The organism is Mesorhizobium sp. M0019 (assembly GCF_040323975.1).
GTDB lineage: Bacteria > Pseudomonadota > Alphaproteobacteria > Rhizobiales > Rhizobiaceae > Mesorhizobium.
Window position 1 is genome coordinate 37,738 of record NZ_JAMYVK010000045.1, and the last position, 22,581, is coordinate 60,318.

Below are 22,581 nucleotides of genomic sequence, written 5' to 3' on the forward strand. Positions count from 1 at the left end.
GGTGTAGCCGACCGGGGTGACCAGGCTAATGCAGGCGACGCAACTCATGACAGGCGCCGTCGGCTTTTCAGAGCTTCGATCGCTGCGCCCAATCCAGGGTAGTGTGGCTTGTCGTCATCTTCCGGGATGAGATTAACGCCAACCTGAACTTCCTGCAGTTTCACTATCTTGCGGGGCAGCTTGGTGCCGACCCGCCCGACAAGCACGATCTTTCCTTCATGCGGGATGATGGTGAGCGTGTCCGGAGTGACCGCCTTGCGCTCGATGCGGTCCTCGTAAACAAAACGGACCGGCACCGAGAGCCCCGGCAACTGGACTTTAAATCGGCCATTTTCGGTCATACCCACGCAACCGAACACCATTCCTCCTCTGAGCAGGCCAAGCCATTGGTCCTGCGGCGCCGCCTGGAAATAGCGGTCATCAAAATCCGGCGGCAAGTAGGGAAAAATATTGTCGAGCCAGTGCTTGTCATAGGTGCCCGCATATTGCGCGCGCTGTTTGGCGAAGCGCGGCACCGGGCCGAAGCCAATCGGCTTCACGCGGTCGTTCCAGATGCGGACACGCGATTGCGGGTGCTCCACGCACGGCAACAGGACGCCGTCGGGATCGGCCTGGCTCACCAGGAAGCCGGTGCCGATGGGGTTCACGCCATCGCCATGCGGCTTCTCGGGATCTGTCCTGTCAGTTCCGCCGAAAGTGAGATGCCACGCGAGAGGCATGCTGACAAAGGGCGTAGTCCGTGAGGCCTGTACACCCAGACCTGTCTTGAACCAGCGCCTTTGCCCAGTGAGGATGGCGCGTTTATCGATGCCAGGCCCGATCAGCGCAACTTCCATCGATTCCACTGGACGGCCGCTTGGTGCGACCGCCTGGGCGTCCAGCAGCACTTCGCATTTTGGCTTGACCGGAACGAAATCGCTTTCGACGCGTACCGACGTCGTCTCGGGGTCGCCGTAGTGCGTGTCTGCAAATACAAAAGGCGATTGCTCCTTCGCGGGTATGCAATTGCCTTGTGCATCGACGTCGAACGTTGCCCGGACAACGGCAACACAGAACTTCACGCAATGCTTGTCCTGATAGGGAAAAGTCTCGGCGAGGAACGGTGTGGTGTTCCGGCTGACGAACATCAGATTTGCCCCTGCATCAGCTGGTCTCCCAGTTGGCGGCGAAGATTTGTTCAAGCGTCGCTTGCGGAGATTGCGGGTCGATGTCGAAAATGTCCGAGCGGGCGGTCCACATCACCATGTCGTCGATGACATCTCCGTCCTCCACAATGGGCGGCGCGGGCAGGGCGGTCAGTGCGGCATCCAGTTCGTCGGGCGTGAGCTCACCGCGTTGGGCGGCGAAGGCCGCAGCCTCGATGCTGTCGAACCATTCGTCGCCCTGAGCAAGCTGGAGAGGAGCTTCGGCAAGCCGCGCGACGACGCTCAGCGGGAACTGCCTGCCGACTCTATCGGCGCTCTGCAAGATGATGCCCGCCGATGCGCCGAAGGAAGCAGGGCCGGCGAGAAAGCGCAGCGCCGTACTCTGCGGCCAGGCTGCCGAACCCACCAGCGGGACAAGATGCTGTGCCAGCCAACGGTCCCAGACGCGCACAAAGTCTCCCGGCAGCCGCCGCGTGACGAAATCGCCCGTAGCAGGCATTTTGCCGTAAAAGCCGGGCAGTATCATATCTGGGGCGGACATGAGAACTTCTTGAACATCTGAAGATTGTAGGGGTTCTCGACGCTTGCCGCCTTGAGTTGGAAATCGGCGTACATGCCTTTGGTGCCCAGGCGCAGGCTGTAGACGTCCGACAGCGAGGTGCCGGTGAAGCGACCGCTGCGCAACATTCTCAGCCACGCCCAACTGCCGGTCTCGTTGAGCAAGATTTCGGGCGAGCCATCGATCGGCTGGAAGGCAAGCGAGATGACCCCTGTGCCGTCCTTGCCGGGCCACGTCATCGGCTGCGGCCTCGTTGCATTGTTATAGTAGACGAGGTTCTGGCCATCGAGGTTGAGCGTCACGCGCGCGACGTTGGGCGACAGGTCCTTCGGTTCGAGCGTGAAACTCATCAGCGGGCCTGTACCGCCGGGAAAGAGATCGTCGCGGATCCGCCTTGCCTGTTCGAACGCGGCCAGTGCCGAAGGATCAAGGCCGAAATCGGCGCGCCATTTCCACGGCTGCGCTGACGTGTCGACATAGCTGATCAGGTGGTCGTTTATGAAGGTGTCGATCAGTCCTGCCGGTCCGAACAGGCGGGCGAAGTCGCGGACATTGACGTCGACGGCGCTGTCCGGGCTGAAAGGATAGCGGTTGTTGAGTGCTGCCTGGCAGAACGGCAGGATGTCGGCGCGCCAGATGGCGTTGAGCTCCGAGGTGACCGCCTTCTGCGTCAGGCCGCTGGCATCGCCGGCAATGCCGCCCAACCAATCGTCGATCGGGTCGGGCAGGATCTGCGCCTGCCTGGCAACCGCTCCAGTCAGTTCGGCGAGGCCGCCCTGCTTCTTGATGGCGTCCTGAGGATCGGGATTGGCCGTCACCGTCTGCAGCACGTTCGAAAGCGCCGTAAGAGCCACGACCGCTGCGTCGAGCGCCGGCGGCTGGCCGTCGACCTCGGCGATGGCGCCCTTGAGCGGCTTGAAGTGTTCGGCCACCAGATTGCCAGTAAGATCCACTTCGTCGGCGGAACCTGCGCGTGGCAACAGCTTTGCCCCTGTTTTCACAATCTTGCCAAGCTTGCCGAGTTTGCCGAGCAGTTTCGAGCCGCCTTTCGCTGCTGCCTTATTGTCGGCCGGCGCTTCATCGGATCGCGTAAGCTCGGTCTCCTGGACCACCGCGGTAACCAGGCGCTTCAGCGCGGAGTCGGCGCTTGAAAGATCCTTGAGGTTCTCACTGGCGACGTTGAGGTCGGTCAATGGCGCGAGCCTCATGTCGCGCAGGAAGCTGTCCCATTGCGCGATATAGTCGTCGTAATAAAGCTTCAGAATATCCTCTGACAGCGCCGACACCGAGGTTTCGGAATTTTCCGAGCAACCGCCGGCGAACACCGCCCGGTCGAGTGCTGCCTGGGCGGCGACATCCTCGACCCGGTCGAGAATGGCGTCATGGAAGCCGGCATAGGTGAATGCTCCCGAAATGCCGACCCGAAGCGTCTTGTCGGAACGCCGCGCAAAGACCTTGGCGCCGTTGGGGCCGGCGAAGTTGGCAGGAATCCATTCCTTGAGCGCAGCCACCGCCGGGTCGGCCAGCAGCTGCTTGTAGGCACGCGCCGGCAAGGAAATCGTGCAGACGGTTTTCAGTGCCTCCGCAACCAGCGCCTGGTCCGGGGCGATATAACTGGCGTCAACCGCCATGCGACGGATCGCGGCAAGCTGGTGCTCTTCGGCGTCAGCTGTCGGAAAGGGGGCAGCCGCGGCGAATTCAGGCAGACTGTTGACCCACCAGCTCTGGGCGAAGTCTGGATCCATCTGAGAAAGGCCGGTCATCATGCGATAGGTCTTCAGCGCGCCAAGCATGAAGTCCGGATCGCGGATCTGCCGCCACATCGTCGCCTCGAGCAGCGCCACCATGTGCGGCTCGAGAACGTTGCGCAAAGCATGGTCGTAAGTGTCGGTCTGTGCCCGCACCAATTCCGCCGAGGCTGATGGCCCCAGCAAATCCTGTGCCGCGCCAGGCGGCGGGGTGCGGGCATTTGCGACCTCATCCATCGCACTGAGGGGGCCATCGATCGCAGGCTGTTCTACGGATGCCGGGTTTGCCGCGGCCGAGGTCAGTGGCGTTTGCAGCGCCTCGAACTGGCTTGCCTGGGCCGTGATTGCGTTGCGGTTGTCGTAATAGGACCAGGTGAATAAGCCGCTGACCAGCAGGGCGGCTGCGGCACATGCGGCGGCCGCGCCACGCCAGATCCAGGCGCGGCGGCGTTGCGCCAGCGGATCGAAGGTGCCTAGGCCGGCTTCCTTGAAGATGACTTCTGTGAGCAGGTTCTTTAGGAAGAAGCTGCGTTTTTCGACACGCGGCGCGGCCAACGCCCGGCGCGGCGGAAGGCCGAAGGAGGCAGACAGCGCTGCGGTCAGCCGATCGATGGGCGCCCCTTCCTGGGTCGCCGACGTCAGATAAAGGCCACGCAGCCAGGCGGCCTCCTCATACCGGCTTTCGCCGAACATCGCCTCGATCAGTACCTGGATCGGCTCGGACAGGCTGGCGAGTTGGGCGGGAAACCTGAAGATTTCAGCGCGGGCAGCAAGCTTGTCTTCGTCCTCCAGCCGGGGCACCAGCCGCCGCTCGAGCTCGGTTGCTAACGTCGCGATTTCCCGCTCGATGGTCTTTGCATCGACATGCGCGTCGAGTGCGAACGTAGTCCCCCAGACCTGCTCGCGCGCAGCCGTCGACAAACCGCCGAAGAAAGCCTCGAACCCCTTGATCAGGTCGGCTTTGGTCAGCATCAGATAGACCGGAAGGCGGATTTCGAGGCGGTCGTTGAGCTCGGCCAGCCGACGGCGGATCTTGCGGCCATGCGCCTTGATGGCGTCGTCGCCCTCCGAAAGCACATCGATCGAAAGCGCGACGATCACACCGTTGAGCGCGCGACGGCCCCGGTGCTTCTTCAAAAGGTCGAGGAAGCCCAGCCACTCCACTGCGTCGATGTCGGGTTGGCTCTCCTGTTGGACATAGCGGCCTGCAGTGTCGATCAGAACCGCACTCTCCGAAAAGAACCAGTCGCAATTGCGCGTGCCGCCGACCCCTTGCAGGTCGTCGGTCAGGTCGATCGGAAAATTCAACCCCGACTGGCGCAAGGCCGTGGTCTTGCCGGTGGCCGGCGGTCCGACGATCACGTACCAGGGCATCTCGCGCAGGAACTTGCGACCGCCCAGTTTGCGGCGCTTCAACTCGGCCATGACCTCGCCGAACTTGGCTCCGACGGCAGCGACATTCTCTTCGCCGGGGCTGAGTGGCTTCTCTACCGCCGGCGCGGCGATTTCGGCGACGAACATACGGTTGGCACGGATCGCCCGACGCTGGGCGGCGATCAGCCAGATCAGCCAGAAGATGACCAGCAGCGCGATGATGACGATGCGCACATTGTCGGAGGCGAAAGGGTCGTAGGGTCCGACCCTGACGATCGGCCCGAATACCCAGATCACAAAGGAAAGCAGTGTGATGCCAATCAGTGTCCACAGCCAGCGCGATGTCAGGACCGCCCAGAGGAAGCGCAGGATGAACATCTCACAGCCTCTTTTCCACCAGCACCTCAACGCGCCGGTTCAGGGCCCGGCCCTCGCGCGTGCCGTCATCGGCCACTGGATCCGTGGCTGCCCGGCCCTCGGAATGGACGCGTTCCTGCGGCACTCCGTTTTGTACCAGCATGTCGGCAATGGTCTGGGCGCGAGCCTCTGACAGTCGCTGGTTGGTCGACAGCGGATTGGTTCTTTGCAGAGGAACCCCGTCCGTATGTCCGACCACAGTGATGTTGCCGATCAGGTCACGATTGGCGAGGATCACCTTGGCGATCGAGCCGATCAGCGGCTCGAATCCTTCCGTCAGTGTTGGCCGCGACGACTGGAACAGTTCGGGGTTGGAGGCCTGGATGACCAGCTTGGCCAGCGAAACGCTCTCCGTGCCGCTGAGAGCCGATCTGAGATTGCCCGGCGCCCCGGCCTCAAATTCGGGCAGTAGTGCAAAATCCACAGTCTCCGGCGGCGGGACATCGACCGTCGGCGACACGCGGCTGATGTCGCCACGGGTCGGCGGCGGCAAGGCGCGGACCAGCGCTGAAAGCTCAACCGCCTGGCTGCTTAGTCCCATCGAGAGCCCGACATAGGTCGCGGTGGCGATGACCGCCGCGGCCAGGGCCATCACCCAGATCGGAACGATGAAGCGCTGCGGCTCGTCGGATGCGATGACGCCTTTCCAGTTCGGCGACAGCGGTGCATTCTCGGCGTCGGCATCGCGCAGGAAACGTGCCGCGGCCACACGAACGGCATTGAGCGAGCGATCGCCCGACCGGCCGGGCACGCGATACTTGCCGCGAAAACCCAGTGCCAGGCAGTCATACTGGAGTTCCAGCAATTCGCGATCGCGGTTCGGATGGCGTTCCAGTTCATCGAGCCGTGTGAAGAACTGCGTGCCGGCGTCGACGTCGCCGCGCAACATGACCACAAGCGGCTGACGCGGCCATGCGCTGGCCCCGCCCCAGGGCGTGTTCAGGGCGAGATCGTCGAGCAAGGCCGCCACCACCCATGCTGCCTGATCGGCCCGCTCCATCGACGACCCCGCCGCCATTGCCGTGTCGCGTGCCCGAACCAGTTCTTCGAGCAGCCGGGTGCGTAACACTTCCGGATTCTCCGGTGGCAGCGCGCTTTCAAGCTCAGGCGCAAACTCGAGCAGGGGCGCGAAGGCGTTGACAAGGCCGTTCGGGTGGGTGCGCGAGCGTTTTACCGGCCCGCCCGGCAAGGATGCCGCCATGGGTCGCGGCATCGGCGTGCCGGTCAGCCTGATGCGAGTGCGTTCGCGATCCTCCGACAGTCCGAAAGGATCATCCCGGCTCATGGTTTCACCTGTTCACCGAATAGCAGTCCACCTGCGGTTCGCTCGGCAGCACACCCGAAACGCCAATGACGAAGCCTGGGGCACCGAGCAGCGATGCCCAGTGCTCGCTTTTCTGGTCGAGCTCAAGGCACAGCCGATCGCCGTCGTAAGGAATCTCGCGCGGTTGCGAATGAAGCGGTTTCAGCGGGATGCCGGGCAGGCGGGACTTCCATAGGCCCTCGAACTCATCGGCCGAGCCCACGGTCGCCTGGTTGACGAATATCTTGCGCAGCGCGTCCTCCGAGAGTTCCGAACCGACCCGGATGACGATCCGGCTGGCCACCAGCAGCTTCGGATTGTCGATGCGGATTTTCCAAACATTGGTCGAATGGCGCATGACGGGCAGCGCGCGCGATTTCGGCTCGATGTAGCGCAGGCTCAGGATCAGTGAGCGCAATGCATCCGCCAGCGCCGAAAACGGTGGGCCGGGCGCCATGTGATCGTAAGCCGGCAGTTCGCCCAGTCGCCGCGCGCTCGAGCCGTAGGTCGCCATCGAACCGGCAAGCCCGGCCAGTTCGAGGTAAAGTTCGGCCGGATGGAAGACATCCTGCGCCAGCATATGGGCCAGTCGCGGACGCGCCGCGTTGGCGAGGTGGAGCATCAGCAGGTCTTCGACGCTGCGCCCTGGCCCGCCCATGACCATCTTGCCATGCGCCTCGGCGATCTGGTCGAGGCCTGTGACGACTTCCAGAAGCAGTTGCCGGTACCAGGCCACTGCACCAGTAACCAATGCCGGTGGCAGGAACGTCTCGTCCAGCGAAACGCCGCCATCGGCACGAACCCCCTTGATGTCGGCTATCGGCAGGGCGGTATAGCCGCCGACCGATTTGCCGGGTGCAAGCAACAGCGATTGCGGCCGGGCGATTTCGATTTCTTCGGGGTCTGAACCGCCCTGAACGGCATCGCGCACCGAAACGATCCGTCCATGATAGCGCGCACCGCTTTGCGGCGCATGCGCCGGATCGAAGCCAATGCCGCCGGCCGGCTCGAGCGGCAAGGCGACCAGCACCGGGCCGGCGCCTGTATCCGGGGTGACCGGCAGCGGACGCGGCGCGTCCATAAGATCCGGAATGGAGAAGGGAGTTCCGTCCGGGAAAATGCCTCGTGCAGACAGGATCGAGATCTGGCCGGCATCGAGCAATGCCTTATCCAGGGTCAATTGCTGAAAGCCGAACGTATGCAGCTGGCCGGCCTGCAACGCGCCGCGCACAGTCGCCTCGAAGAAACGATCCTGCTGCTGGAAATGCTGGGTCCGCAGAAAAAGGCCCTCGGACCACAGCACCCTATTTGCATCGCTCATCCGGCTACTCTCTCAATCGAGCTCCGCTTGCCTTGGCCGTCAGGCGGAAATGCCGCCGCTGCCGAGTGTGACATTGATCGTAAAGTCTGATCCGGGCGAAACCGATTTGGTCGTCCGCCAGTTTCGCCCGCCAGGCTCACGGATGAGTGCAACGAAACCCAGGGCCGTCGCATCCGGTTCAACTGTAATGGTCTTGGTCGCGGTTTTTCCAGGCCCGACGGCGATCTGGTCGGATCCGATGAGATCACCTGCCAGTGCCGAGCCGGCATCCCCCTGCAAGGCAAAGTAGTCGGCGGAGTTGAACTTACCGGTGCTGCGCAGCCGCGTGACCAGCACCGTCACTGGCCGGTCGCCGCCGCCTGGTCCAGGGTTCATGCCGCCCGCCCCTGTCAGCTTCACGGTGATGACCGACGGTTTTGGCGGCCCGGCGCTTTGACAGGCCGTAAGCAGCCCGGTCGCACCCAAGGCAACGATAAATTCGCGTCGATCGATCATGTCTTACTCCTCCTCATATGCATCCCGAAAATCGGCGCCGATTTCGCCGAGAAAGCTCTTTTCCGCGCTCTCGGCGATTTCACGATGGCGTTTCTGGTAGAGCTCCCACAGCTTGGCGCCGCGCCCGCCCGACAACAGCGTGCCGATCGCGGAACTCGATTTCAGCTCTTCTTCGATGGCTGCCGGCTCAAAACGGTCGACCATCCGCCGCAAGGCAGCCTGCACGCCGCGCCAGGCGCGCACGTGATGCTGTGCCAGATCGCGAACCGCATCCGCGATAGCCGCTTCGCCGGCGAGAAATCCGGGGCTGCGTTCGGCGATGAGCGTCACGATTGCGTCGTCGACCGTCGGCAGAAACTTGAGTGGATTGACCTCGGAGGCTCCGACCATTGTCTGGGCAACGCGGGCATTTCCCTTTTCTTCGGCACGCTTGCGCAGCAGCTGCATCAATCCTTCCATCATAAGCCGGTATTCGCGGCCGAACTTTTCCATCTCGGCGACGGCGTCGCGCCCGGGAAAATCGGCTTCCGCGACACCCATACCGCGCAGGAATGCGGTGCGAAGCGCCATGTCGGCGTGCTGCCTCGCAGGCGGCTGGCGGCTGGCGGCTGCGCCTGCCCGTATTGGGGGAGGGGCATCTGCCCCTCGCACGGGCACGTCCCAGGGATTGGCCGCTTGCAGTGGCTGGGCGTCGCGCTCGCGCTGCCCGGTTGAGCTGGCGCCGCTTCCCGGGTTGGGCGCTGCGGCTGGACCAAAACCGAAGTCGTCGTTGAATTCCGGCAGCTTTGTCGTCGCAGGCTCCGTAGCGCCGTTGGGGAACGACACCGACTCGAGGCCAAATGGGTCTGTCTGCTTGGGTGCGCTGGCTGGTTCTGGATAGTTTGCGGTGTCTTTGGATACTGGTGTTGCGATCGGATCGAGGCTGAACGGGTCGTCGAAAGCAGGCGAGCTGCGCTGTCTGGAATTGGCGCGTTCGAACGCACCCGGGATCGGCTGCTCGAACGGGTTCGGCAGCTCGGCTGGACGTGGCCGCTGCGGCTCTTCTTCCACGGCGGCTGAAAAGAAATCGTCACGGCCGATGCTGACCGGCGCCCGCGACGCCGGCGGTGAGCGCTCCGGAACCGGCGCTGCGGCTGCTGCTGTGGCTTGGGCACTCGACGTCTGCAGATCGACATGCACGATGTAATCGCCCAATCTCAGCCGCATGCCATTGCGAAGACGCGTCGACTTGCCTGGGCCGAGCGGGCTGTCGGAGTCGTCTATGAACAATCCGCTGCTCGACGTATCGGTGACGAAATATCCGTCGCGCCCACCAGTGATCCTGCAATGGGCGCGTGAAACGAACATGTCGGGATCGTCGATCTGCCAGCCGGCGTCCGCGCTGCGGCCGATCACCAGTTCCCCCTCGTCAAGCCGGGTCTGCCGTACCGCCTGGGTGCGTGGCCCTTGCTCCAGCGTCAGCAGCAGACTCATGCCGCGACCTCCGCCCCTTCCTGCCGCCAGCCGACTAATGTCCGCAGCCGCATGTCGTCAGCATCGCCCCTTTCAGCGGGCCGCGCAAGCCACGCGGTCCGGGCGAGTTGCACGGTTCCAATACGCGGCGGCGGAACGGCATCGCGCGCCAGCACGATGCGCAGATCGACGTCGAGCGATGCGCCGACCATGTCGCTAACGGCTTGCTTGAACAATTTGAGGCGTTGACCGCCCGGCAGGAACGCCTTGAATTCCTCATAGCCCAGCGGGCCGACGCGGAGCTCGATCCTGCTTTGACGGTTGAAGACGCGCGGACCGATCGTCGCTCCCCGACCGAGCCCTGCGTAGGCTTTGCCAACGCGGGTCTGGAGCGCGGCTGGTATGGTCATCCAGGCAGCGATGAACTCCCTGATCTGGACCGGCACCTTGAACGCCTCGGCCAAGAACAGCGTCAGCCGCTCGGGGCCGTCGACCTGATTGGCAAGCGAAGCGGCCTGGCGCAGCTTCACTGCGTCCAGTTCGGGGTTGTGGGTGCCGGGAAGTCCTATTCCCGCCATGGCTTCAAGCATGGCGCGAACGCGCCCACCTACCGGGCGCTCGACCTGAACCGCCGGATGCGCATCCGCCCACGCCCTGTAATACAGCGCAATCATGCGGTTCTGAAGAATGTTGACGAAGTCCATGAACGTCGTGTCGCTGGTCTGCTGCGCATCGGCGCCGGTGAACCAGCGTTGCGACAGGCGATCGAGTACCCAGCGCGTCAAATGCAGGGGCATCGGACCTTCAGGTCCCATCAGACCAATGTTTGCGACCGTGACCCGAGCGGGCGCTTTGTCAGTCGCTTCGCGGAATTCTGCCAAGTCCTTGGCGAAAAAGCTGAGACGGACATGCTGCCCCAGCCGCGAGGGCTCGCGCTCCGGCGGGCCGGAATAGCCGAACAGCCCGCCTCTTCGTTCGAGTCGCCGCAATAACTCGAAGAAGTCGAATGCATCCGACAGCTCTTCGGACCGGCCAGGCTTGTCTAGATCAGGTAGCGATTGCCGGGCGTCATCGGCCATGGCACATCCTCCTGCTTCTGCAGCAGCCATGTGCGGGTTCGCACAAAGCCATTTATTCCGGCATGACGGGCAAACAGCCGTGCCAGCAAGGCCGAAAGCAGCAAGGTGCTCTGCCCCGCCAGAACCGATTGATCGACATGCAATGTCACCTCCGTGCCTCGTCCGAAGCACATCGGCCCATCGATCTGTAGCCGTTCGATGACCGACCGGGAGTCGATGCGCACGATCGAGTGCACATTGCGGGCCAGGCTCGGGTCTCCCCTGTCGGCGTAAAGCTCAAGCAGCGCATGCAGCGGATCGACGCCGCGACCTTCCTTTGCAAGGCTTAGAAAGTTGAGCGCGAGCTGCGCTACAAGCCGCCAGGCGAGATTGTCGGCTCGCGATTCACCCGCCGCGCCCGCCGGCAGCGCTGCGGGGATGGCTGGGCGAGGCGGGCGCAATGCGCCGAGAAGCCGGATCGTCTCGACCGGATCGCCGGCTTCCAGAGTCAAGGTAGGGTTGTCGTCAAGAATCGGCAGATCGCGGTTGGTGCAGAGCGCCACGACGTCGACGCGCTTCAGCGGCCGGTTCGGAGGACTTTCCGCGGGACGCGAAATCGCCAGGAAAACGTCGTCGCCCGTGTATGAAGTACGGGTGAGGCCGTCGCGCCGTTCCTCCTCCGTCGGGCGGCGTGGGCGCCGTTCGGTGGAATAAACCCAACCGCTGCCGCGGTTCTGTCCCAGGCTGAAGAGCTCCGGGATTGCGGCGTCGCTCCCCTCGCTGTCGGCGTCCTCGACGCGGATAACCCGATAGATTTCGAAGTCCCGCGCTCTCGTGCGGTCGGCATGCAGCACCTGCCGCGTCTTGCGTGGATCGAGCTCGACGACGTTGCACTCACGTTCGAACAGATTGATGATCGGCGTTGCGAAAAGTTCAAAATCGGCCGCCGTCACATCGGCAACTTCAGGCACCGGACGCCTGAAGATGAAGATGATCTCGAGTTCGGCTGTGCATGTGCGCACGATGGGCTGCAATCCCGAAACCCGAGCATAATGAAAGCGCTCCGGCATCATGAAATATTCGCGCAGAAGACGGTACCCTTCGAAGGTCGGACGTGTACGAGGCATCAGCGCCTCGTCATCGTTGATGCCGACCATTTCAGGTACCGGCAACGGCGATATCGGGTTGGCCTTGCCTTCCGGCCGTGCACCAACGGCCGCGCAGGCGCCGAAAATCGCGTCGAAAAGCAGTGGTGCCTTGGTGCGCGCGGAAAAGTAGAGATCAAGCCGGTCGAGCGACAGTTCGTCGAGCTTGCCTTTTCCGGTACGAGCCAGCGTGATGCGAAGCGCCGCCTCGCCATCCACACCGCCGATCCGCGCGATGCCGGCTGCAGCCAAGGCGCTGCGATCCTGAAAATAGCCGACCGAGGTGATGGCAAGCGGCCACAGCGTGGTGTCCTGGGCGGTGGTGAACGTGCAACGCGTCGACAGGCCTGGCTGGAGGCTGGAAACCAGACGCGTATTGCGTTTGACGACATGGCCCCCAATCATTGTCTGGACCTGCTGGCCGGGTTTGAACACCACCACGGCCGTTGCCGGCGCCGGCGTGACAAGATCGGGATAGAGAACATCAAGGACGGCGCGCGAGAAACGCGAGCGTTCCGCATCGACCTTGAGTCGGGTCCGCGCGGCCAAGAAAGCAACGCCGTCAAGCAGCCGCTCGACGTAAGGGTCCGGACAGGGGACCGTATCGAGTGAAAGGTTGCGCGCCACCGCGGGATGCATGTCGGCAAATTCTGCCGCGAGCGCGCGGATATGGGTCAGTTCCTCCTCGTAATATTCTACGAAGACCCGGTCCATCTCAGGCTTCCCTAAATTCGGTCCGAGCCAAGCCGTTATCGAGATTGATCGTGGTGCGCAGGCGCATGCGTTCGGGCGTGGGCGTCATGATCAACACCGCATCTATCTCGATCTTCAGGCCCACGGTTTTGTCGCCAAGGGTTACCGCAACCTTTGTTGTACTGTCCTTGAGACGCGGCTCGAAGGTGGCAAGCACCGAGCGGATCTCGCGCGCAAGGGCCTCGCGATCAAAGTCGCGGGAAGAACGGCCCGAGAAGGAAGGCACTCCGTAATTGACGACGCTGCGACGCACCTCCGGAAAATCGGCGAGCGACGGTGGGTTGTCCGTGGCCTGTTCGCTTTCAAGGTCGGAAAGCAGCGGAACGGCCTCGAAGCGCTCGGTATTGAACAAAGCCTCGACATCGCGCCGCACGGCCTCCTTGAGCACACGCGCCGACACCACCACGCCGCGGCTTTCGATTTCAGCGCGGTGCTGGCTCTGAAAGGCCAGGCGATGCAGACGCCGCTTCTGGTCGGCCGTCAACTCCGCGTCGGTGTCGATGAGCCGCGCGCTGGCCGCAACAAGATTGTCCAGCCGCTCCGCGCCAAGCTCGTCCTGCAGTGCCTGGCGCAGCCCGTCTATCTCGGAGGTCATACCCGGCAGATCGTTTACGAGGCGGTCCCATAGAGAGGGCTGGACGGCTTCGCGCTTTGCTCGCGAGCTGCCGCTACCCAGCGACTTGTCCGCGCCGGGCCGCCGGGCCTCACTTGCCGACATAGACATCCATTTCGATTTCGTCGTTGTCGTCGTAGACGAACTTTATTTTCTTGTAGGCAAAGCTGACCTCTTCCTCGATCAGGTCCTCCTCATCCTCGGCCTGCGACATGTCGTATTCCATGATCGAGGCGTCGGTGAGTGTGACGACCAGGTAATCCTTGGTCTCGCCATCAATGGTCCGCCGTGCCGAAAACACGACTTCGTCCAGGGCCTTGTTTTCGAACAGCGCCTTTTTCAGGTAGGGCGAGGACTTGTCATAATGCTTGGTGAACTTGATCATACCCAAGGACACACGACCGCGGCGCGAGAGCGAGTTTGGATCATAGGGTGCGATCATCTTGTAATCGACGCCATGGATTTCGATTTCGTCCTCATGGCCATCACGAGTGCTTGGGCCTTTGATATCCGGAACCTTTAGAAAGCCATCAATCTTCGTATTTGTGGGCATTGTCTTTCTCCACCGCTTTCAAAAACCAAGATGTTGTTGCTGCAAATCAAGTCTTTACGGACGGAAGTTCCGAAACCAGCCGGAGCGAGGCATTGATACCCTCCAGCTGATAATGCGGGCGCAGATAGAAGCGGGCATTGTAGTAGCCTGGGCGTCCCTCCACGCTGTCCACCTGAACCTCGGCGGCGGCGAGCGGGCGCTTGGCGCGCGCCTTGTCGTCGGCAAAGGCCGGGTTGGCCAGCACATACCGGTTGATCCATTCGGTCAGCCAGATCTGCATGTCGGAGCGCTCCTTGAACGAACCGACCTTGTCGCGCGCGATCGCCTTGAGGTAGTGGGCAAAGCGCGAGACCGGGAAAAGGTAGGGCAGGTTGGCGCTCAGCCGCTCGTTGGCCTGCGCATCGGGGTCGACCAGCCGTCCCGCCCTTGTCTCGTCGTCCTGCAGCGAATGGGCGCCAATGAACGCGGCGAGATCGGTGTTCTTTCGATGCAGGATGGGCATCAGGCCGAGCTTGGCCAGCTCCGCCTCGCGCCGGTCGTCGATGGCGACCTCCGTCGGACATTTCATCGCTATCGAGCCATCATCGGTCGGGAAGCTGTGCACTGGCAGGTTGAGGACCGTGCCGCCATTTTCGACGCCGCGGATCTGCGTACCCCAGCCATAGAGCTTGTGGCTGCGGTTTATGTTCACGCCCATCGGGAAGGCAGCGTTCATCCAGACATATTTGTTGTGGTCGCCATGCACCTCCTCCTCGAAGGTGAAGCCCTTCACCGGAACGGTATCGGTACCATACGGCAGCCGCGCCAGAACGCGAGGCATGGTCAGGCCGATGTAGCGTGCATCCTCGCTCTCGCGCAGCGACTGCCAGGAGGCATAGGCGGGGTTGGAGACGATCTGCTGCAGGTCCTGCGGATTCGGCAATTCCTGCCAGCTATCCATGCGGAACAGGCGAGGCGAGGCAGCTGCGATAAAAGGCGTGTGCGCTGAGGCGCAGACGCCGGAGATGTTGCGCAGCAGACCGACGTCGCGCGGGTGGTTGGAGAATTCGTAGGCACCGATCACACAGCCGATCGGCTCGCCGCCAAGCATCGAATACTCGTCCGTGTAGACTTTCTTGAAGATCGGGCTCTGATCCCACATCTGGCCCTCATAATCCTCAAGCGTGTCGGCCAGCTGCTCCTTGGAGATGTTCATCACGCGGATCTTCAGCTTCTGATCCGTCTCGGTATTGTTTACGAGATACCACAGGCCACGCCATGTGCCCTCCATTTCGCGCACTTCCGGCGCGTGCAGGATCTCGTTGACCTGTTCGGAAAGCATCTTGTCGATTCCGGCAATCAGCGACTTGATCGACTTGATCGCATTCGACGAGATGGTCGTGGTATCGGAACGTGTCTGCGCTGCAAGTGCGAGATTGCGCACCAATTGCTGCAGCTTTTCGCTGTCGTCCTTCTTGACCTTGAAATCCTTCTCGAGGAGCCCGCTGAATTCTCCAAGATCGATGGTTTCCGCCTCGGCGACGGCGGCGGTTTTTTGCTGTTCGGCCATGGTCATTCCCCTGCCTTGTCGTCCGCCAGTGCCTGGCTGGCGATCTGGCCAAGAAGCGGTTCATTGTTCAGCAGTTGCGCAATGCGCTTTTCGGCGTCGACGCGCCCGTCCATGAAGCCGAGAAGTTCCTCGAGTTGGCGGCGCATCTTGAGGATTTCGGCCAATTGGGGCACCTGCTCGGCAATCTTGTCCGGCGCAAAATCGCCCATCTTGGTGAAGGTAAGGTCGAGCGCCAGCTCCTCGTCCCGCTCGGCGCCTTCAGCCTGTGGCAGCGTATTCTTCACGCGGGCTTTCACGCGTGGTCCAAGTGCCTCCATGAAACGCGGAAACCGGTTCGCATCGGTCTCGACCAAGGAGCGGTCCAGCACCGACTTGGCCGCTTCCTTCGTCTGCGAAGCCCCCGAAAGATCGGCCATGACGGCCATGACAAACGGCAGCTCGATTGTCGTTGGACTGCCATAGGTTTCCACGTCATAGGCGATCTGCACCCGCGGCGCGCGATTTCGTTCGATGACCTTGGCTTTGCTTTCGGCTGGCATTGCTTGCTACCTTTCATCCTTCTGAGCCGTCTTCTTGGCATCGGGAACGCCGGCAAGAAGCCGGAACTCCTTCAGTCCCGACGGGGCGAGGTCTTCCATCAGTTCAACAAAATCCATATGCACCATCCGGCGCACACGGCGGGCGAGGTGGGGAATCGGGCTCGACGGTTCGGTACGGTCATAGAAGGCGACGACGAGGTCCAGGCATTTCACCACGTCGTCGCGCGAAGAAATCCGGTCGGGGAGTCCGGTGCTCGAGTCCGCGTAGCTAGCCACACTTGCCATTGTATCGGCTCCATGACCGTTTCGGGCAGGCATTACCGGTTCTGCAGGCAAAGGGGACGGCTTTGCCGAGCCATTCGCCATCGCGCCGGCAGCCGAGTTGCGCTCGAGGGTTGTCAGCAAACGCTGCAGGAACCGTTTTAATTCCGGAATGGTGGTCCCGCCGCTGCCTTCAAGGCGAGCATTGAGGGCTGTCTCGACCGTATCCAGTGCCGCGACCGCCGCGCGCGCATCGGCGATGAGCGACTGCATTTCCTCATTGGCTTGATCCGCCTGTGCCGCGCACCCGGCACGAACCCGGTTCAACAGTTGTCCGTGCGCACTGACAAGCGCTGCCTTTTCGGCCGCATTCAATCCTGACGCTGCTTCTTGCAGCATGACGCGGTCGTCGAGTGCAGCGTGTTCCAGGTCGCGTCCGCTGATCGGCCCGATCGAGCGTGGCGCAAAGAAAGTCATTTGACGCAGGTTGGCCAGCAGCCCGTCCTGACCGTTTTGAAGATCGAGCAGCGCGTTGATGCGGCGCAAGGCGGCCTCGCGAGGCGACGTGTTGGGCCGCAGCGCCGGGTGCATGGATTCCCAATGCTGGTCGAATGTCCGCCCAATAAGCGTCAGACCCTGCGCCAAGCCGGCCAGTCCCTGCTCGTTGGCCAGTGCGCGTGTGACAATGACAATCAGGCGCAGGTCGCGACCACGCGCGCGCAATGCCTCGGCCTTGGTGAGCACTGCTGGCCAGTCGACGGGAATGGTGCTTTGCGAGACCGGCCTGTTGTTGCCGTCATGGACAACCTTGACCTGGGGCTCCGTCAGGCGCTCCAGTTCGTGAAACGCCGGATCGTTACGCAAATCCTCTCCCGACGGAATTTCACCGTCGAGCGGAGCAAGCCAGAGTGCGACGTCGATCACACCGATCCCCCAGTCACCGGCCCTGAGGCCGACCTGCTCCTACGTTATCACACGGTTGCGCTTTTCCACAATTCAGCGAGTGCGGAAAAAATTAACAAAAGCTAATGCAGCCTTGTCTTGATTGTGGAATCCGAAAGGCGTGATTGCCGAGCCCTGGACCGGAAATGTCGTGCCTGGGATGTCAGGCTCGTGGTTGTTTGCAGCCGGCGACGCAGGATCTTCCACCAATGATGGGAGCCCGCATAATCGGGGATCGAAACCTTTGTTCATCCTGTACTTTGTCAAGCGGCTGCTTATGTGGCAGGTTATCGACTTGCAGAGTGCAGGAGCACTTCGATGGAACAGCGCCGGTCATCGCAGAGTTTCAAGCGCAAGGAACTGGTCGGAAAGCTCAATCCTCTAGGGTTGCGCGCCTTCAAGGCAGCGGCCGACAGTGCCAAACTGCGCGGCAATCCTTACGTCGAACTCGTCCACTTCATCGAGCAGTTGGTGCTCTCCGACCGCTCGGATGTGCAAATGATGATCGCCGATGCGGGACTGGATGCGAGCCGACTTACGGCCGATATGACGCGTGCGGTGGACAAGCTGCCTTATGGCGCAACCTCGATCGAAGAGTTTTCCGACCATATCTTCCACGCCATCCAGGAGGCCTGGAATCTGGCAACACTGGAATTCGGCGTGGAGGAGGTCCGCAGCGCGCATGTTCTGCTTGCTTGCCTGAAGACACCGGTGCTGGAAGGCCTGCTGTCGAAGATCAGCGGCGAGTTCGACAAGATCGACGCCGACGCCGTCGTGGCGCGCTTCGCCGATGTTACGGAGGGCTCACTCGAAGCCGGCGCTGCGCCAACGGTCACCGCGACAGAGGCGCCGCGGCGGGCTTCGGGCGGGGATTCGGCACTGGCCAAATATGCCACCGACCTGACCCAGCGCGCCCGCGACGGAAAGATCGACCCGGTCGTCGGCCGCGATCCGGAGATCAGGCAGATTGTCGACATATTGATGCGACGCCGCCAGAACAATCCGATCCTGACCGGCGAGGCGGGCGTCGGCAAGACTGCAGTCGTGGAGGGTTTTGCTCTGCGCATCGCCAAAGGCGATGTGCCGCCCCCACTGCAGGGAGTGAGCGTGCGCATGCTCGACGTCGGATTGATGCAGGCAGGCGCAAGCGTAAAAGGTGAATTCGAAAAGCGGCTGAAGGCTGTAATCGACGAGGTTCAATCGTCCGAGGCGCCGGTCATCCTCTTCATCGACGAAGCCCATACCCTGATAGGCGCCGGTGGTGCTGCCGGAACCGGCGACGCTGCCAATCTGCTCAAACCGGCGTTGGCGCGCGGCGAGCTTCGCACGATAGCGGCTACGACGTGGGCGGAATACAAACAGCACATCGAGAAAGACCCGGCGCTGACCCGCCGCTTCCAGGTGGTAAAGATCGACGAGCCGTCGGAAGGGGTGGCCATTCTCATGTTGCGCGGGGTGGCCGGCGTCCTGGAACAGCACCATGAGGTGCAGATATTGGACGAGGCGATCGACGCGGCGGTCGCCCTGTCGCATCGCTACATCCCGGCGCGGCAGTTGCCGGACAAGGCGGTCAGCCTTCTCGACACCGCCTGCGCGCGCGTCGCCGTATCGCAGCACGCCACGCCCGCCGAGGTCGAGGACATCATGCGCCGTCGCCAGGCGCTGGAGGTCGAGCGCGGCATCATCGGCCGCGAGGCTGCAATCGGCATCGAGGTGGCTGAGCGGCAGGCACGGGTCGAGGCTGGGCTTGCCGAGACCGAACGCACGCTAGCAGCCGCGCAACAGCGCTGGGAGCGCGAAAAGGCGCTGGTTGCCGAGATACTCGAACTGCGCGCCAGGCTGCGCGGCGACGGCGTGCCGCTCGATGCCGTGAAAGGGCAGGAGGCCGCCACTGAGACAGAGAGCGTGGACCTGCCGGAGACCGAACGGTCCAACGCCGGGACGAAGATTCCGGCGGGAGGCGGTACTTCTCCTCCCGATCCGGCTGCCGATCTCGCTCGGCTGCGCGAACTGATGAGCGAACTGGCCGAGGCGCAAGGCGAAACACCGCTGATCCTGCCATCGGTCGACCGCAACGCCGTGGCGGCCGTGGTCCAGGACTGGACGGGCATCCCGACGGGGCGGATGCTGTCGAGTCAGACCGAGAAGGCGCTGCGGCTCGCGGCCACTCTGTCCGAGCGCGTTGTCGGACAGGATCACGCCATGGAGATGATCGCCAAGCGCGTGCAGACCAGCCGCGCCGGTCTCGGCGCTCCGGAAAAGCCGGTGGGTGTATTCCTGCTCTGCGGCCCTTCGGGCGTCGGCAAGACCGAAACCGCCTTGGCACTGGCCGAAACGCTTTACGGCGGAGAGCAGAACCTGATCTCGATCAACATGTCTGAATTCCAGGAGGCGCATACGGTCTCTACCTTGAAGGGCGCGCCGCCCGGCTATGTCGGCTACGGCAAGGGAGGAATTCTCACCGAGGCGGTGCGACGCAAACCCTATTCGGTGATCCTGCTCGACGAGGTCGAGAAGGCGCACCCGGACGTGCACGAAATCTTCTTCCAGGTCTTTGATAAAGGGATGATGGACGACAGTGAAGGTAGACGCATCGATTTCAAGAACACGCTGATCCTTCTCACGTCGAATGTCGGCTCAGAAGTGATCATGGACCGGACACGGAATGGTGCGGTCCGGGCAGGGCTCGACGAACTGGACGCCGCGTTACGCAGCCCATTGCTGAAAGTCTTCCCCGCGGCCTTTCTCGGCCGGGTGGTGACCATCCCCTACTTTCCGCTTTCGGATTCGATGATCGAAGCGATCACCCGTCACCAGTTCGCCAAGATAGCTCGCCGGCTGCGTGCGACCAACGATGCGGAATTGGTAATCGGCGACGGTGTCATGGATCTGGTCAAGGCCCGCTGCACGGAAATCGAATCGGGCGGCAGGATGATTGACGCAATTCTGACCAACACGCTTCTTCCGGAACTGAGCCGCGGCGTGCTGAACCGGTCGCTCGCTGGTGAAAAGATGACGAAGGTGACGGTTGGCGCCTCAGCCCAAGGGTTTACCTATTCGTTCGAATAAGAGCGCGGATATTAGGGGCGGCTCCTTTCGTCAGCTGTGGCGTCGCTCATCCGGCAGCAAGCCAACACCACCTGCTAGTAAGCGAAGCGGGTCTAATTACTGCTCGTCCGGCAGTATGTCGGCGACAAGCAATGCCTCGGCCCTGTCGGCAGCGGCCAGAAGGGTGCCGTCGGGAGCGGTGATCGCCGACAGCCCGGCATAGCAGAAAAGGTCGTCCGCGCTGCAATGGTTCACTAGGCGATGAAGAGTTGGTTCTCGAAAGCACGGACAGGAATCATCTTGCGGGCAATGAGTTCGGCATGGTCGGTTGCGGGCAAGGCCGGCGGCACGGCGATGAGATTGGAGCCGGCGAGCGCCAGCCGCCGCACATTTTCAGGAAATTCGACATCGTAACAGATGAGCATACCGATGCGAGGCCGCCATGCTCGACGATCACAATGGCTGCTATCCGATGCTTGTCGGGAACAGGTTGCGCCTCCACACCATGGTGGCCTTTATTGGGTCAGTCGGCGGCATTGTCTTGTTCGGTGCATCCGGCCTTGTCCTCGGCCCCGTGGTGATCGCCATCACCATCAGCCTCCTTGACGTGCTGAAGAATCGGTTGACCGACCAGCTCGAGGCGGCGCCGACGCGCCTTACCGAGTTACCGCACCAGTCCGCAAGCTATCAACAGCCGTGGGTCCTCGCCGTGACTTATCCAAGCACGTCGGAGGCTTGTTGGCTCGCGCCCCACTCTCCAAGGGCCTCTCACCTGCTCGACCAAGCTGGCTCACAGTGCGGCGGTGGCATCCGCGGCGCCACGCGGTGCCCTTATTCCACGTGGCGGGCGTTTTTCTGTGGCTATCCAGCATGATCTTAGCAAAGGTTAATGCAATCTTGGAGGGGCGGATTCTATCGTTCGGCTGAGAACATCGAGACGGAGAATTGGTCATGCCGATCCATCGAACAGCCCAGACTGCGGTATTTTCAATCCATCCGAGCTGGCGCTTCTGGGCCGGGTATTCGATGGGCTCAAGGGTGACTGTCAATCCGAGCATGCATGAAGCGCTCGCATCGCATCCTAGCAAATTACATGGCCGGAGTGATGGACGAGGCCGAACTGCTTTCGACTTCGAAGCTGCCGCTGGGCCGATAGGGCGGGATTCACCTCGGCTGACTGGCCTTCAAGCCAATAGTGAACCAGTCTCCTGGCAGACATTCAATCAGGCAAGCACATCAGCCAGGCTGCTGTATTGCGGCAAGCTTCTAGTCACCGCCGTTCTGCCGCGTAAAGGTGCACAGTTCGGTTGTCTCCGTCGGCTGATCGGCCTGGCCCTCAACGATCTTGCCACTGATGCGATCGCGGGTCACGTCGCGAGACTCATAGCGCAAAGCGGCCGTCGGGTAGTCGCGATCACCCTCCCGCCAGCTTTCCGCAATATCGGCCTCCAACAGGCTGACCTCCGACACGTCGTTCCTGACGCCCTTTTTGGCATTGTCGGCAAGCTCCTCGGACAGATAGGACACCATCTCGGGCGTCACCAACCGGCGCAATGCAGCATGGTCCTCACGCCCGAACGCCTTTGGCGGCATATCACGGAATGGGTTTGTAAATTCTTGCGGTAACACCGAGAAAATCGTTGTTACCCCAATCGTCCTTCGAGAATGTCCCCCCTACGGGATGCGAGTGTATGAACTGCAACAGTGTTTGCGTGTTGCTTCAATTTCCGCACAACGTGCAATGATTGCTCCCGTACGAGTTCGACAGAAGGACCACCTATGGTAGAGGCAGGATGGCCTACTGTCCTCGTCTGTTTGAATGAGGTAGATTGACGGTCGGAAAAGCGCGGTCGCGCCAGTTGTCGCACCTCACTAGACGGTTTCGAGCCGGCTGAACCGAACCGGGATGAGTTTCCGGGTCTCGAGCTGCCCCGCCGCATCCTTGGCGATGACAGTCAGAAACTGTGCTTCTTTAGGTCCCAAAGGCAGAACCAGCCGTCCTCCCGGCTTGAGTTGCTTCAGAAAAGCCGGCGGTGTCTGCTCAGCCGCCGCCGTGACCAGGATCTTGTCGAATGGGGCGTGCTCGGGCCAGCCGCGCGACCCGTCTCCGACACGAATGCCGACATTGGATAAGCTTAGCTCCTGCAGGAGAGCCTCCGCACGGCTTGCGAATTCCTCGATGATTTCGACGCTCCAAACCTGCCCGGCGAGTTCCGCGAGAATTGCGGTTTGATAGCCCAGGCCGGTGCCGATCTCGAGCACCGCCTCGTGCGGTTGCGGCGCAATGAGATCGGTCATGAGAGCGA

The 22,581-nt window shown here is 62.2% G+C and carries 19 protein-coding genes and 1 pseudogene; 2 read left to right on the forward strand and 18 right to left on the reverse strand.

The genetic code is table 11. The annotated features are described in order from the left end of the window. Positions 1-44: 44 nt before the first annotated feature. The 14 genes from NKK47_RS26620 to tssA are packed head-to-tail and all read right to left on the reverse strand — an operon-like array spanning position 45 to position 17,209. Entirely contained in the window at positions 45-1,127 is a 1,083-nt protein-coding gene (locus NKK47_RS26620; RefSeq protein ID WP_352578837.1) for a DUF2169 family type VI secretion system accessory protein, read from the reverse strand. 16 nt (positions 1,128-1,143) lie between these two features. Then, positions 1,144-1,671, reverse strand: coding sequence for a type VI secretion system-associated protein TagF (tagF, locus tag NKK47_RS26625; RefSeq protein WP_352578850.1), 528 nt, complete (start codon positions 1,669-1,671; stop codon positions 1,144-1,146). Then, the gene (gene tssM, locus NKK47_RS26630) at positions 1,668-5,204 is read right to left on the reverse strand and encodes a type VI secretion system membrane subunit TssM (protein WP_352578838.1); all 3,537 of its coding nucleotides are present in this window, start codon (positions 5,202-5,204) and stop codon (positions 1,668-1,670) included. Before tssM ends, tagF begins: the two co-directional genes overlap by 4 nt. Before the next feature lies 1 nt (position 5,205). Then, positions 5,206-6,528 carry a type IVB secretion system protein IcmH/DotU gene (icmH, locus tag NKK47_RS26635; protein WP_352452811.1) on the reverse strand — a complete coding sequence of 441 codons (1,323 nt, stop codon included), beginning with the start codon at positions 6,526-6,528 and terminating at the stop codon, positions 5,206-5,208. Between the two features lie 4 nt (positions 6,529-6,532). Beyond that, the gene (gene tssK / locus NKK47_RS26640) at positions 6,533-7,867 is read right to left on the reverse strand and encodes a type VI secretion system baseplate subunit TssK (protein WP_352578839.1); all 1,335 of its coding nucleotides are present in this window, start codon (positions 7,865-7,867) and stop codon (positions 6,533-6,535) included. A gap of 39 nt (positions 7,868-7,906) precedes the next feature. Then, complete coding sequence (tssJ, locus tag NKK47_RS26645; protein WP_352578840.1) at positions 7,907-8,362, reverse strand: type VI secretion system lipoprotein TssJ; 456 nt, start codon at positions 8,360-8,362, stop codon at positions 7,907-7,909. 3 nt (positions 8,363-8,365) lie between these two features. Next, complete coding sequence (gene tagH / locus NKK47_RS26650) at positions 8,366-9,835, reverse strand: type VI secretion system-associated FHA domain protein TagH (protein WP_352578841.1); 1,470 nt, start codon at positions 9,833-9,835, stop codon at positions 8,366-8,368. Continuing rightward, positions 9,832-10,893 (reverse strand): type VI secretion system baseplate subunit TssG, encoded by a 1,062-nt coding sequence (gene tssG / locus NKK47_RS26655; protein ID WP_023678579.1) that lies wholly within the window; start codon positions 10,891-10,893, stop codon positions 9,832-9,834. The genes tagH and tssG overlap by 4 nt, the downstream gene beginning before the upstream one ends. Further along, entirely contained in the window at positions 10,857-12,731 is a 1,875-nt protein-coding gene (tssF, locus tag NKK47_RS26660; protein WP_352578842.1) for a type VI secretion system baseplate subunit TssF, read from the reverse strand. Before tssF ends, tssG begins: the two co-directional genes overlap by 37 nt. Position 12,732: 1 nt before the next feature. Next, the gene (gene tssE, locus NKK47_RS26665) at positions 12,733-13,488 is read right to left on the reverse strand and encodes a type VI secretion system baseplate subunit TssE (protein WP_023678577.1); all 756 of its coding nucleotides are present in this window, start codon (positions 13,486-13,488) and stop codon (positions 12,733-12,735) included. Next, positions 13,475-13,936, reverse strand: coding sequence for an Hcp family type VI secretion system effector (locus NKK47_RS26670; RefSeq protein WP_023678576.1), 462 nt, complete (start codon positions 13,934-13,936; stop codon positions 13,475-13,477). Before NKK47_RS26670 ends, tssE begins: the two co-directional genes overlap by 14 nt. Positions 13,937-13,982: 46 nt before the next feature. Further along, positions 13,983-15,485: a type VI secretion system contractile sheath large subunit gene (gene tssC / locus NKK47_RS26675; protein WP_023678575.1), complete on the reverse strand. Its 1,503-nt coding sequence runs from the start codon at positions 15,483-15,485 to the stop codon at positions 13,983-13,985. 2 nt (positions 15,486-15,487) lie between these two features. Beyond that, positions 15,488-16,024, reverse strand: a complete 537-nt coding sequence (tssB, locus tag NKK47_RS26680) for a type VI secretion system contractile sheath small subunit (RefSeq protein WP_023678574.1) — start codon at positions 16,022-16,024, stop codon at positions 15,488-15,490. A 6-nt stretch (positions 16,025-16,030) separates the two neighbouring features. Beyond that, positions 16,031-17,209: a type VI secretion system protein TssA gene (gene tssA / locus NKK47_RS26685; protein WP_352578843.1), complete on the reverse strand. Its 1,179-nt coding sequence runs from the start codon at positions 17,207-17,209 to the stop codon at positions 16,031-16,033. 336 nt (positions 17,210-17,545) lie between these two features. On the opposite strand from tssA, the gene tssH reads away from it, so the two are divergent. Beyond that, entirely contained in the window at positions 17,546-20,296 is a 2,751-nt protein-coding gene (gene tssH / locus NKK47_RS26690) for a type VI secretion system ATPase TssH (protein WP_352578844.1), read from the forward strand. 96 nt (positions 20,297-20,392) lie between these two features. Here the strand turns inward: tssH and NKK47_RS26695 are convergent, their stop codons facing one another. Together NKK47_RS26695 and NKK47_RS26700 are read right to left on the reverse strand one after the other, a co-directional pair. After that, on the reverse strand, positions 20,393-20,530 hold the full coding sequence (locus tag NKK47_RS26695; protein ID WP_352578845.1) for a hypothetical protein: 138 nt from the start codon (positions 20,528-20,530) through the stop codon (positions 20,393-20,395). Then, the gene (locus NKK47_RS26700) at positions 20,530-20,700 is read right to left on the reverse strand and encodes a nitrilase-related carbon-nitrogen hydrolase (protein WP_352578846.1); all 171 of its coding nucleotides are present in this window, start codon (positions 20,698-20,700) and stop codon (positions 20,530-20,532) included. Before NKK47_RS26700 ends, NKK47_RS26695 begins: the two co-directional genes overlap by 1 nt. Positions 20,701-20,717: 17 nt before the next feature. On the opposite strand from NKK47_RS26700, the gene NKK47_RS26705 reads away from it, so the two are divergent. Then, positions 20,718-21,149, forward strand: a complete 432-nt coding sequence (locus NKK47_RS26705; protein ID WP_352578847.1) for an AI-2E family transporter — start codon at positions 20,718-20,720, stop codon at positions 21,147-21,149. A 392-nt stretch (positions 21,150-21,541) separates the two neighbouring features. On the opposite strand, the pseudogene NKK47_RS26710 reads toward NKK47_RS26705, so the two are convergent. Together NKK47_RS26710 and NKK47_RS26715 are read right to left on the reverse strand one after the other, a co-directional pair. Continuing rightward, positions 21,542-21,859, reverse strand: a pseudogene (locus NKK47_RS26710) (TIM44-like domain-containing protein); the annotation flags it as partial. 288 nt (positions 21,860-22,147) lie between these two features. Then, on the reverse strand, positions 22,148-22,581 hold a 434-nt coding region (locus NKK47_RS26715), incomplete at its 5' end, for a protein-L-isoaspartate O-methyltransferase family protein (protein WP_352578848.1).